Origin of the sequence: Hydrogenophaga sp. (assembly GCF_022844385.1) — a bacterium.
GTDB lineage: Bacteria > Pseudomonadota > Gammaproteobacteria > Burkholderiales > Burkholderiaceae_C > Hydrogenophaga.
Genome location: NZ_JALHLX010000113.1, coordinates 1 through 11,956 on the forward strand (window position 1 = coordinate 1; position 11,956 = coordinate 11,956).

The 11,956-nt window shown below is 66.5% G+C and carries 11 protein-coding genes; 10 read left to right on the forward strand and 1 reads right to left on the reverse strand.

The genetic code is table 11. The features are described from left to right. From Q0C59_RS15590 to Q0C59_RS15625, 8 genes are all read left to right on the forward strand, one after another. The coding region (locus tag Q0C59_RS15590) for a DNA recombination protein RmuC (protein ID WP_291217111.1) at window positions 1–966 on the forward strand (966 nt) is incomplete at its 5' end. 62 nt (window positions 967–1,028) lie between these two features. Beyond that, window positions 1,029–2,144 carry an MFS transporter gene (locus Q0C59_RS15595; RefSeq protein WP_370654287.1) on the forward strand — a complete coding sequence of 372 codons (1,116 nt, stop codon included), beginning with the start codon at window positions 1,029–1,031 and terminating at the stop codon, window positions 2,142–2,144. Between the two features lie 95 nt (window positions 2,145–2,239). Next, on the forward strand, window positions 2,240–5,071 hold the full coding sequence (locus Q0C59_RS15600) for a monovalent cation/H+ antiporter subunit A (protein ID WP_291217114.1): 2,832 nt from the start codon (window positions 2,240–2,242) through the stop codon (window positions 5,069–5,071). Between the two features lie 2 nt (window positions 5,072–5,073). After that, window positions 5,074–5,409, forward strand: coding sequence for a Na+/H+ antiporter subunit C (locus Q0C59_RS15605; RefSeq protein WP_291217137.1), 336 nt, complete (start codon window positions 5,074–5,076; stop codon window positions 5,407–5,409). Beyond that, window positions 5,406–7,058 carry a monovalent cation/H+ antiporter subunit D gene (locus tag Q0C59_RS15610; RefSeq protein WP_291217116.1) on the forward strand — a complete coding sequence of 551 codons (1,653 nt, stop codon included), beginning with the start codon at window positions 5,406–5,408 and terminating at the stop codon, window positions 7,056–7,058. The genes Q0C59_RS15605 and Q0C59_RS15610 overlap by 4 nt, the downstream gene beginning before the upstream one ends. After that, on the forward strand, window positions 7,055–7,600 hold the full coding sequence (locus tag Q0C59_RS15615; RefSeq protein ID WP_291217119.1) for a Na+/H+ antiporter subunit E: 546 nt from the start codon (window positions 7,055–7,057) through the stop codon (window positions 7,598–7,600). The genes Q0C59_RS15610 and Q0C59_RS15615 overlap by 4 nt, the downstream gene beginning before the upstream one ends. Further along, complete coding sequence (locus Q0C59_RS15620; RefSeq protein WP_291217122.1) at window positions 7,597–7,872, forward strand: K+/H+ antiporter subunit F; 276 nt, start codon at window positions 7,597–7,599, stop codon at window positions 7,870–7,872. The genes Q0C59_RS15615 and Q0C59_RS15620 overlap by 4 nt, the downstream gene beginning before the upstream one ends. Window positions 7,873–7,883: 11 nt before the next feature. Next, the gene (locus Q0C59_RS15625) at window positions 7,884–8,225 is read left to right on the forward strand and encodes a Na+/H+ antiporter subunit G (protein WP_291217125.1); all 342 of its coding nucleotides are present in this window, start codon (window positions 7,884–7,886) and stop codon (window positions 8,223–8,225) included. Here the strand turns inward: Q0C59_RS15625 and Q0C59_RS15630 are convergent. Next, the gene (locus tag Q0C59_RS15630; RefSeq protein WP_291217127.1) at window positions 8,164–8,841 is read right to left on the reverse strand and encodes a TetR family transcriptional regulator; all 678 of its coding nucleotides are present in this window, start codon (window positions 8,839–8,841) and stop codon (window positions 8,164–8,166) included. The two genes, Q0C59_RS15625 and Q0C59_RS15630, sit on opposite strands and share 62 nt — an antisense overlap. Window positions 8,842–8,993: 152 nt before the next feature. On the opposite strand from Q0C59_RS15630, the gene Q0C59_RS15635 reads away from it, so the two are divergent. Together Q0C59_RS15635 and Q0C59_RS15640 are read left to right on the forward strand one after the other, a co-directional pair. Continuing rightward, entirely contained in the window at window positions 8,994–10,265 is a 1,272-nt protein-coding gene (locus Q0C59_RS15635; RefSeq protein ID WP_291217129.1) for an efflux RND transporter periplasmic adaptor subunit, read from the forward strand. 12 nt (window positions 10,266–10,277) lie between these two features. Continuing rightward, window positions 10,278–11,956, forward strand: a 1,679-nt coding sequence (locus Q0C59_RS15640) for an efflux RND transporter permease subunit (RefSeq protein WP_291217131.1), incomplete at its 3' end; no start/stop codon positions are given.

Sequence of the window (11,956 nt, forward strand, 5' to 3'; positions counted from 1 at the left end):
CGCACCACGCTGGACGCGCAACTGCAGCAACTGCAACAGAGCAACGCCGCCAAGCTCGACGAGATGCGCGCCACGGTGGACGAAAAACTGCAGACCACGCTGCAGGCGCGCCTGGGCGAAAGCTTCAAGCAGGTGGCCGACCGGCTGGAGCAGGTGCACAAGGGCCTGGGCGAGATGCAAACGCTGGCCCAGGGCGTGGGCGACCTCAAGCACCTGCTGACCAACGTGAAGACGCGCGGCATGTTCGGCGAGGCGCAGCTCGCGGCCCTGCTTGAACAGGTGTTCGCACCCGACCAGTACGCCACGCAGGTCATGACCAAACCGGGCAGCCGTTTCACGGTGGACTTCGCCATCAAGATGCCGGGCCGCAGCGACGACGGTGCGCCGTGCTGGCTGCCCATCGACGCGAAATTTCCGAACGAAGATTACGAACGCCTGCTCGACGCACAGCAGCGTGCCGACGCAGAAGGCGCCGAGATCGCGGCACGCGGTCTGGAGCAGCGCATCAAGCTGGAGGCCAGGTCCATGGCCGACAAGTACCTGGAACCGCCGCACACCACCGACTTCGCCATCCTCTTCCTGCCCACCGAAGGCTTGTACGCCGAGGTGCTGCGCCGGCCGGGCCTGATGGAAGTGCTGCAGCGGGAATACCGCGTGACGCTGGCCGGGCCGACCACGCTCATGGCCATGCTCAATTCGCTGCAGATGGGCTTTCGCACGCTGGCGCTGGAGAAGCGCAGCAGCGAGGTCTGGCAGGTGTTGGGCGCGGTCAAGACCGAGTTCGGCAAGTTCGGCGATGTGCTGGCGAGGGTCAAGAGCCAGACGCAGACGGTGCTCAACACCATCGACAGCGCCGAGACACGCAGCCGCGCCATGGGACGTGCGCTCAAGGCGGTGGAGGCCTTGCCGCAAGAGCAGGCCAGCGCGCTGCTGCCGCTGGACCCCAACGACACCGGGGACGCTTGAACCCTTCGCTGCGGTCCGACCTGGCGCGGTTGATCGCGGCGCAGATCTGTCTGCACGCCTGCATGACCGGCTTCCGCATGGCGGCGCCGCTCATGGCGCTGCGCGAGGGATACAGCCCGGCCGCCGTGGGCATGCTGCTGGCGCTGTTCGCGCTGGCGCCGGTGTTCATGGCCTTGCCCGCCGGGCGCTATGCGGATCGGCGTGGTCTGAAGAAGCCAGTGGCGATGGCCGTGGGCGTCGCATCTGTCGGCGCCGCGATCGCAGTGGCTTTTCCCGTGTTCGGCGTTCTGTGTGTCACCGCGCTCACCTGCGGCGCTGCTTCGGGTCTGGCCATGATCGCGCTGCAGCGCCATGTGGGGCGGCTGGCGAACGGCCCGACCGAGCTCAAGCAGGTGTTCAGCTGGATGGCCATCGGCCCGTCCATCTCCAACTTCCTGGGCCCCTTCGCTGCGGGCGTGATGATCGACAGCTTCGGCTTTCGCGCGGCTTTCCTGCTGCTGGCGCTGCTCCCGTCTCTGGCGTGGATCTGGGTGCGCCACACGGTGGAGCACGAGCCGGTGGCGCCCGAACTGCGCCAGTCCAGCGGCTCGTCGTGGAACCTGCTGAAGGACAAGGGTTTTCGCAAGCTGATGCTCATCAACTGGATGCTCTCGTCGTGCTGGGACGTGCACACCTTCCTGGTACCGGTGCTGGGCCACGAGCGCGGCTTGAGTGCCACGGTGATCGGCTCCATCCTGGGTGCGTTTGCGCTGGCGGCCACCGCCATCCGTGTGCTCATGCCGTGGCTGGCCGCGCACCTGCGCGAGTCGGTGGTGATCGGCTCGGCCATGGGCGCCACAGCGCTGTTGTTTGCCGTGTACCCATTGGTCCACGCAGCGTGGGCCATGGCCGCCCTGTCGATCCTGCTGGGACTGGCATTGGGCTCGGTGCAGCCCATGATCATGAGCACGCTGCACCAGATGACGCCGCACCACCGCCACGGCGAAGCGCTGGGTCTGCGGGCCATGGCCATCAACGGATCGAGCGTGGTGATGCCGCTGCTGTTCGGCTCCGTGGGCGCCCTGGTGGGCGTGGGCGCGGTGTTCTGGATCGTGGGAGCCACCGTGGGACTGGGATCTCCGCTGGCCTGGACCTTGCATCCACCAAGCCCGCCTGCTCCAGAGCGCATCGATCCCTGAACGCGTGCGGTAGCACTGTGGGGGCTTGTGGGGGCGAAGTCAGGTTCCCGCAAATGGCAGCTTCTAGAATCGCTGGTTAACCTGAAAGACGTGCCGTGCTGTTGATCATTGTCCTGCTGCCACTCCTGTTGGGTACCCTGGCCACTTTGTGGCTCGGCTCCAAATCCCGTTTGCTCACGGCCCTCGCGGCCGGTCTGGTCACACTGGCCAGTTTGCTGATCCTCGTGTCCCACGCCCCCACCGTGATGGCCGGCGGCGTGGTCATGAACAGCTGGCAGTGGGTGCCCGAGATCGGTCTGAACCTGGTGTTCAAGCTCGACGGCCTGTCGATGATGTTCGCAGGGTTGATCCTGTTCATCGGCCTGCTCATCGTCATCTACGCGCACTTCTACCTGAGTCCCAAGGACTCGGTGGCCAAGTTCTACAGCGAGATGATGCTGTTCATGGCCGCCATGCTCGGCGTGGTGCTGTCCGACAACCTGCTGCTGCTGGTGGTGTTCTGGGAACTCACCAGCCTGTCGTCGTTTTTGCTGGTGGGCTTCTGGAGCCACCGCGCCGATGCGCGCGCCGGCGCACGCCAGGCGCTCGCCGTCACTGGCGGCGGTGGCCTGGCCATGCTGGGCGGTTTCGTGTTGCTGGGGCAGATCGCCGGCACTTACGAGATCAGCGCCATGCTGGGGCAGGTGGCGCAGATCCAGGCCGACCCGATGTTCGTGCCTGCCTTGCTGCTCATCTTGCTGGGCTGCTTCACCAAGAGCGCGCAGTTCCCGTTCCACTTCTGGCTGCCCGACGCCATGGCCGCGCCCACGCCGGTCTCGGCCTACCTGCACTCGGCCACCATGGTCAAGGCCGGCGTGTTCCTGCTCATGCGGCTCTACCCGATCCTCGCGGGCTCGGGCTGGTTCGAGGTGATCGTGACCACCACCGGCCTGGTGACCATGATCTTTGCCGCCTTCATCGCCATCTTCAAACACGATCTCAAAGGGTTGCTCGCGTATTCCACGGTGAGCCACCTCGGCCTCATCACCTTCCTGGTGGGTCTGGGCTCGCCGCTGGCTGCGGTGGCTGCCGTGTTCCACGTGCTCAACCATGCGACCTTCAAGGCCTCGCTGTTCATGATCGCGGGCATCGTTGACCATGAAACGCATTCGCGGGACATGCGCCAGCTCGGGGGGCTGTACAAACTCATGCCCTGGGTGGCCACGCTGTCCATGGTGGCGGCCGCGTCCATGGCAGGTGTGCCGCTGACCAACGGCTTCCTGTCGAAGGAAATGTTCCTCACCGAAGCGGTGGTGGGCACGGCCGGGGTGTGGGCCTGGCTGGTGCCGGTGGCGGTCACGCTGGGCAGCGTCTTCAGCGTGGCGTACTCGGTGCGCTTCATCCACGACACGTATTTCAACGGGGCCATCGGTGATGTGCCCAACAAGCATCCACACGAACCGCCGCTGGGCATGAAGCTGCCGTCCATGCTGCTGGTGGCGATGTGCATCGTGGTCGGCCTGTTGCCGGCGCTCACGTTCGGCCCGCTGGTGGATGTGGCGGCCACCGCACTGGCGGGGCAGCCGCTGCCTGATTACAAGCTTTCGATCTGGCACGGCTTCAACCTGCCGCTGCTCATGAGCGTGATCGCGCTGGCCGTGGGTGCTGGCCTGTACTTCTGGCTGGCGCGCGGCAAGTGGCTGCACCGCATCAGCTCCGAAGACTGGTTCGGTCCGGCCACCGGGCGCCAGATGTTCGACGGACTGATCGACGGCCTGTTCGCTCTCTCGGGCCGCATCTCGATCCGGCTGGAAAACGGTTCCCTGCAACGCTATCTGGCGTGGATGTTCGGCGCCGCGCTGGTGATGGCCGCGATTCCCCTGGCCAGCACCAACATCGGCACGGGCGACCGCGTGCTGATGTCAGCGCCTGTCCTGGCCATCGCGGTCTGGTTGCTGCTGCTGGCCACCTGCGTGGCGATTGCGTTCACGCACCACGAGCGCTTTCAGACGGTGGTGCTGGTGGGTGTGGTGGGCCTGGTGGCTTCGCTCACTTTCGTGAGTCTGTCGGCGCCCGACCTGGCTTTGACCCAGCTCTCGGTGGAGGTGGTCTCCACCGTGCTGCTGCTGATGGGCCTGGCCTTGTTGCCGCAACGCTCTCCCAAAGAGACCAAGCCGGTTCATCGCGCCGGTCATGTGGCGCTTGCGCTGGCGGCCGGTGCGGCCATGTCCGGTATCGCCTGGGTGGTGCTGACGCGCGACTTCGAATCCATTTCCTGGTACTTCCTGCAGCAGTCCATGCCCATGGGTGGCGGCACCAACGTGGTCAACGTGATCCTGGTGGACTTCCGGGGCTACGACACCTTTGGCGAGATCACGGTGCTGGGCATCGCGGCGCTGGGCGTGCTCGCGCTCATGGAGGGCATGCGCACGCGCCGGCCATTGGCCGACCCGGACGGTCGCCCCTGGACGTTTGCCGCGCAGCCTTTGCTGTTGCGCGTGGCGGCTTCGCTGGTGCTGCCGCTGGCGCTGGTGTTCACCCTCTACATCTTCATGCGCGGCCACAACCTGCCCGGTGGTGGCTTCATCGCAGGCCTGATCACGGCCGTGGCGCTGGTGCTGCAGTTCATGGCTCTGGGGCAGAGCAAGGCCGAGGCCTTGCTCCGGGCCGATGGCGGGCGCCGCTTCGTGGTGTGGATCGGCGCTGGCCTGGGCATCGCCGGGCTCACGGGTGTGGCCGCATTCCTGTTCGGCCGACCCTTCCTCACCAGCGCGCACGGCCACCCGCATGTGCCCTTGCTGGGTGAACTGCCCTTCGCCTCTGCTGCGTTGTTCGACCTCGGCGTCTACCTCACGGTGGTGGGCGCCACGCTGCTGACCATCTCGGTGTTGGGTACTGTTTCGCGCGAGACGCCTGCGCCTGTTCAATCTTCCGGGAGTGCCGCATGAGCATGGAGTTTCTTTTGGCCAGCGGCATCGGTTTTGTCACCGCCTGCGCCGTCTACCTGATGCTGCGCGGGCGCACCTTTTCGGTGGTGTTGGGCCTGTCGCTGTTCGGCTACGCCGTCAACGTGTTCCTGTTTGCCATGGGCCGGCTGTGGACCAACGCCCAGCCCATCCTGGTGGGCGAAGGCCCCGTGGCCGATCCGCTGCCGCAGGCGCTGGTGCTCACCGCCATCGTGATCGGCTTTGCCACCACCGGCTTCGTGATCGAACTCGCCCTGCGCAGCCGGCACGAGAGCGGCACCGACCATGTCGATGGTCGTGAGCCCGGAGGGCACAAATGATGTGGGCTGTGATCAGCGCCTTCTGGCTGCAGCATGCGCCCGTGTTGTCGGTGCTCTTGCCAACCTTCACTGCAGTTCTGCTGCTGCTCATCGGCGACCCGTCGGGCCTGTCGGCTCAGGGTGGTGCCCACGACGATGCCCGCCTGCGCTGGCGTCGGCGCCTGTCCATGGCGTCGATGTTGCTGGGCGCCTTCATGGCCGCCAGCCTGGTGTGGCACGCCTCGCAAGGTGAGTTGCTGGTGTACCAGTTGGGCGAGTGGCCCGCGCCGTTCGGCATCGTGCTGGTGGTGGACCGCCTCTCGGCGTTGATGGTGCTGCTCACCTACGCCGTGGCCGTGCCCGCCATGTGGTACGCCACCGGCGGCTGGGACTGCCGCGGGCGGCATTTCCACGCGCTGTTCCAGTTCCAGCTCATGGGCCTGTGCGGCGCTTTCCTCACGGGCGACCTGTTCAACCTGTTCGTGTTCTTCGAGGTCTTGCTCATTGCCTCGTATGTGTTGCTGGTGCACGGACAAGGCAAGGAGCGTTTCCGCATGGGCGTGCACTACGTGGTGCTCAACCTCGCGGCCTCGGGCCTGTTCCTGATCGGCCTGGGCATGGTGTATGCCGCGACCGGCACGCTCAACATGGCCGATGTGGCGCTGCGTGTGGGGCAGCTTACGGGCGACAGTGCGCTGATTGCGCGTGCGGCGGCGCTGGTGCTGCTGGTGGTGTTCGGCCTGAAGGCGGCCATTGTGCCGCTGTATTTCTGGCTGCCCGCCACCTACGCGTCGGCCAGTGCACCGGTGGCCGCGCTGTTCGCGATCATGACCAAGGTCGGCGTCTACAGCATCATCCGCGTGCACTGGGGTGTGTTCGGCGTGGAGGCGGGCGAAGCCGCGCTGGCGGCGCAAGGCTGGTTGCTCCCGCTGGCGCTGACCACCAGCGTTCTCGGCGTGCTCGGTGCATTGGCCGCACACAGCATGGCACGTCTGGTGGCTTACCTCACCGTGTCCTCGGTGGGCACCATCCTGGCCGGCGTGGGCCTGTTCACCCCGGCCACCTTGTCGGCCTCGCTTTACTACACGCTGCACAGCACGGTGGTGATAGCCGGCCTGTTCCTGCTGGTCGAACTCATGGCCTCGCAGCGCGGCGAAGCCCGCGACAAGCTGCAGCCCGCTGTGGCTCTGCGCGAGCCGCTCTTGCTGGGCCTGATGATGATCTTTGGCGCCGCCTCGGCCGCCGGCCTGCCGCCGCTGCCCGGGTTTCTGGGCAAGCTGATGGTGCTGGAGAGCAGCTCTGGCCTGCCCGCGCAGGCCTGGGTCTGGACCGTGGTGCTGGTGGTCGGCTTCTTCTCCATCGTGGGCCTGGCCCGCGCCGGCGTGGTGGTGTTCTGGCACGTGCAGCCCGCGCAAGATGGTGTTGGTACGTCGGGCACCAGCCTGAAGCTGCTGTCGGCCGTGTGGGCGATCATGCTGATGACGGTGCTCATGGCCGTGCTGGCTTCGCCCATCAAGCGCTACACCGATGCCGCCGCCGCCCAACTCGCCGACCAGGCGCTGTATGTACGTGCCGTGCTCGGCCCTGATCGGGCAGGCACGCCCACCATGCGACCGTACGATGGCGTGCGACCCGCGCCCACCGTCAAGCCAATGGAGGAACGCCCATGACCGCCCCCACGACCGACCGCTTGCCTCTGCGCAAGGCAAGCTGGTTAGCCCACCCGGTGCTCTCTGTGCTGCTGGGGGCGAGCTGGCTTGCCCTGTCGCACAGCCTGGAGCCGGTGCACCTGCTTTCGGCCCTGCTCATCGGCCTGATCGTGCCGCGCCTGCTGCACCCCTTTCTGGCGCCAGCAGACCGCATCGACTGGCTGGCTGCGCTGCGGCTGGGCGCGGTGGTGGTCAAGGACATCGTGTTGTCCAACATCACCGTGGCCCGGCTGGTGCTCGGCCCCATGAGCACACCCCGGCCGGCCTGGCTGCCCGTGCCGCTGGCCACCGACCATCCGCGCGTCAACGCACTGTTCGCCACCATCATCACCACCACACCGGGCACGGTGTCGTGTGTGGTTGACGAGCAGCGCCACGAGATCCTGGTGCACGCGCTCAATTGCGACGACCCCCAGGCCATGATCGACGAGATGAAGAACCGCTATGAAGCGCCGCTGATGCAGATCTTCGGCCAGCAGGCACGCACCGGGAGCGCCGCATGAACGTCCTCGACATTGCCCTGAACATCGCCTTGGCCGCGATCACCGTTTCGTTGTTGCTCTGTGGCTGGCGCCTGCTGCTCGGGCCCGAGACCACCGACCGCCTGCTCGCGCTGGACACGCTCTACCTCAACACCGTGGCCCTCATCGTGGTGCTGGGCATGCGCTGGAACACCGTCTTGCTGTTCGAAGCCGCTTTGCTGGTGGCCATGCTCGGGTTTGCATCCACCGTGGCGCTGGCGCGCTACCTCAGCCGCGGCGACGTCGTCGAATAAGGAGACACACCATGCATCCCGTTGTTGAATGGACCGCCGCGATCCTCATCGTGATCGCCGCCTTCTTCCTGATGGTGGGCGCCATCGGCCTGGCCCGCCTGCCCGACTTCTACATGCGCCTGCACGCACCCACCAAGGCCTCCACCCTGGGTGTGGGCGGTGTGCTGGTGGCCTCGATGCTGGTGTCGGCAGCGCAGGGCAGGGCGGGTGTGGCCGAACTGTTGATCACGCTCTTCGTGTTTGTCACGGCGCCGGTCTCGGCCAACCTCATGGCCCAGGCCGCGCTGCACCTCAAGCTGGCATCGCGCGCACCGGTGCCGCGCGACGCGGTGCCCGAGCGGCGGGAAGGCTGAAGCCCAGGCCGGCGAGGTAGGCGTCCATCGTGTGGCGCCCGCTCTTCTCCAGGTCAAACGCCAGCGGGTCGAGCAGCCAGTTCTGGATCAGGCCGTCCATGATCACGTGCAGACCCAGGGCCGCCGTGGACAAGGGCATGGGCAGCTTGATGTCTTCGCGGCGCACCACCTCGCGCAGCGCTTTCTCGGTCATGGCCACACACTGGTTGCGCACCAGCAGGTGGCGGTCGCGCACCGCCTGCATCTCGCTCACGTACTCCACCTTGTGCGTGGCCACCTCGAAGACGCGGCGGGTCTGTTCGTCGTTGGCGGTCTGCTTGAGCGCGTTCATCATGGAATCGCGCAGCGAGAGCAGGGGGTGGTCGGCGGCTTCAGCCTGGCCTGCTGCACAGGCCAGCGTGCCTTCCAGCGGCATGGTCACGCGCTCCATCATGGCGTTGAACAGGTCCGCCTTGTCCTTGAAGTGCCAGTAGATCGCGCCGCGCGTGGTGCCCGCTGCGGTGGCGATGTCGTTGAGCGACGTGCGCGAAACGCCATGCGCCTGAAACAGATGCTCGGCAGCATCGAGCAGGCTGTTGCGGGTCACCAGCGCGTCGGCTTTGGTGCGTCGAACCATGATGTTTGTCTCCAGAAAGCGTGCCCTTGAGGCGTGGCACGACTATACATACATTCTTGTATGTATGTATACTTCGCCGCTTTGCGATGTATCAACAAGTCAGGTCATGGCCTGCGTTTGCTCCTCGCTCACCTTCCATCCCAAGGATTCCCATGCCCGCCTTGAGCCCCATCAAGTCTGCGCCCGTCTCGCGCACCCGGTTTGTTTCAATCCCCCCAAACCACCTGCTGCGAGGCCTGTCTGTTCTGGCGCTCGCGGTGGTGTTGAGCGCATGCGGCAAGTCCGAAGCCCCAGCTGCCGCGGCCGCGGGCGGCGGAATGCCGGCTCCCGAGGTCGGTGTGATCACGGTGGTGCCGGGTGACGTGGGGCTGGTGACCGAGTTGCCGGGCCGGCTGGAAGCCTCGCGCGTGGCCCAGGTGCGCGCACGTGCCGCGGGCATCCTGCAGGAGCGGCTGTTCCGCGAGGGCAGCGATGTCAAGGCGGGTCAGCCGTTGTTCCGCATCGACGCGGCGCCGTATGCCGCAGCGCTGCAGAGCGCCCAGGCGGGCCTGGCCCGCTCGCAGGCCAACCTCACGCAGGCCACCGCACTGGCCGAACGTTATGCACCGCTGGTGAAGGAAAACGCCATCAGCCAGCAGGAGTACGCCAGTGCCGTGGCGGCGCAGAAGCAGGCCGAGGCCGACGTGGCCGCTGGCCGCGCGTCCGTGCAGACCGCCAACATCACGCTGGGCTATGCCCGCGTGACCGCGCCCATCTCGGGGCGCATCGGCCGCTCGCTGGTGACCGAGGGGGCGCTGGTCGGGCAGGGTGAGGCTACCCAGCTGGCCGTGATCCAGCAGATCAACCCGATGTATGTGAACTTCACGCAGTCGGCTGCCGAGGTCTACCAATTGCGCAAGGCCATGGACAGTGGTCAGCTCAAGGGCGCGGGCGCACAGGCTGCGGCCGTGGAGGTGGTGATGGAAGACGGCAGCGTCTATGAGCAGCCAGGCCGCCTGCTGTTCTCCGACCTCACGGTGGACAGCACCACCGGCCAGGTGACGCTGCGCGCCGAGGTCCCCAACCCCAAAGGCACGCTGCTGCCGGGTCTGTACGTGCGCGTGCGCCTGGAGCAGGCCAAGGCGGGCAATGCGATCACGTTGCCCCAGCAGGCGGTGACACGATCGGCTCAGGGCGACACCGTGTCGGTGGTGGATGCCGAAGGCAAGGTGGCCAAGCGCAGTGTGAAGGTGGGCGGTCAGCAGAACGGCCGTTGGGTGATCCTCGATGGTCTTCAGGCCGGCGAGCAGGTCATGGTCGACGGCTTCCAGAAGCTCCAGATGATGCCGCCGGGCACGCCTGTGAAAGCCGTGCCGTGGCAGGCGCCCGGCAGTGCAGCGTCTGCCCCCGCGGCCGCCGCGCCAGCGCCCGCGGCAGCGAAGTAAGGAGCGCCCGACATGGCGAAATTCTTCATTGAGCGGCCCATCTTTGCGTGGGTGATCGCGCTCTTCATCATGGTGATGGGCGGCGTGTCCATCACGCAGCTGCCGATTGCGCAATACCCGCCCGTGGCCCCGCCGGCCATCGTCATCAACGCCACCTATCCCGGTGCATCGGCGTCCACGCTGGAGAACAGCGTGCTCTCGGTGATCGAGCAGGAAATGAACGGCTCACCCGGCTTGATCTACATGGAGTCGGTGGCGCAGGCCAACGGCACCGGCAGCATCACGCTGAGCTTCGAGACCGGCACCGACGCCGCGCTGGCGCAGGTGGACGTGCAGAACCGGCTCTCTCGTGCATCGCCTCGCCTGCCTTCTGCGGTGACGCAGCAGGGCGTGCGGGTGGACCGCTCGCGCAGCAACTTCCTGCTGTTTGCCATCCTGTCCAGCGACGACCCCGCCTGGGACCCGGTGGCTTTGGGCGACTACGCCTCACGCAGCGTGGTGCCCGAGCTGCAACGCCTGCCCGGTGTGGGCCAGGCGCAGCTGTTCGGCACCGAGCGCGCCATGCGCATCTGGATCGACCCGGCCAAGCTGCTGGGCTACAACCTGAGTGCAGCTGACGTCACCAACGCCATCCGCGCGCAGAACGCGCAGGTCTCGGCCGGTGAGATCGGTGCCTTGCCCAACGTGGGCGGCCAGAGCATTGCCGCCACCGTGGTGGTCAATGGTCAGCTGGCCAATGTGGAGCAGTTCGGCAACGTGGTGCTGCGTGCCACGGCCGACGGCGCCACGGTGCGCCTGAAGGATGTGGCGCGCATTGAACTCGGTGCACAGGCCTATGCCACGTCGGCGCGCCTGAACGGCAAACCCTCCACCGGCATCGGTGTGCAGCTCTCGCCCAGCGGCAACGCGCTGGCCACCGCCGACGCGGTGCGCGCCAAGATGACCGAGCTGGAGCGCTTCTTCCCGGCCGGCATGACCTGGGCGATTCCCTACGACAGCTCGCGCTTCGTGAAGATATCCATCCAGCAAGTGGCCATCACGCTGGCCGAGGCCATGCTGCTGGTGTTCCTGGTGATGTTCCTGTTCCTGCAGAACTTCCGCTACACCATCATCCCCACCATCGTGGTGCCGGTGGCCTTGCTGGGCACCTTCGCCGTATTGCTGGCCATGGGCTTCTCCATCAACGTGCTGACCATGTTCGGCATGGTGCTGGTGATCGGCATCGTGGTGGACGATGCGATCGTGGTGGTGGAGAACGTCGAACGCATCATGAGCGAGGAGGGCTTGCCGCCGCTGGAAGCCACTCGCAAGGCCATGACGCAGATCTCGGGCGCCATCATCGGCGTGACCGTGGTGCTGATTTCGGTGTTCGTGCCGCTGGCCTTCTTTGCCGGTTCGGTGGGCAACATCTACCGCCAGTTCTCGGCGGTCATGGGCGTGTCGATCGCGTTCTCGGCGTTCCTGGCGCTGTCGCTCACACCCGCGCTGTGCGCCACCTTGCTCAAGCCGGTGGAAGCCGGTCACCACCACGAGAAAAAGGGCTTCTTCGGCTGGTTCAACCGCGGCTTCGCGCGCACCGCCAAGGGCTACGAAGGGGGTGTGGCCAAGCTGCTGCCGCGCGCTGGCCGCACGCTGGTGATCTACCTGGCCATCGTCGCTGCGGCGGTGGTGGTCTACATGCGCCTGCCCAC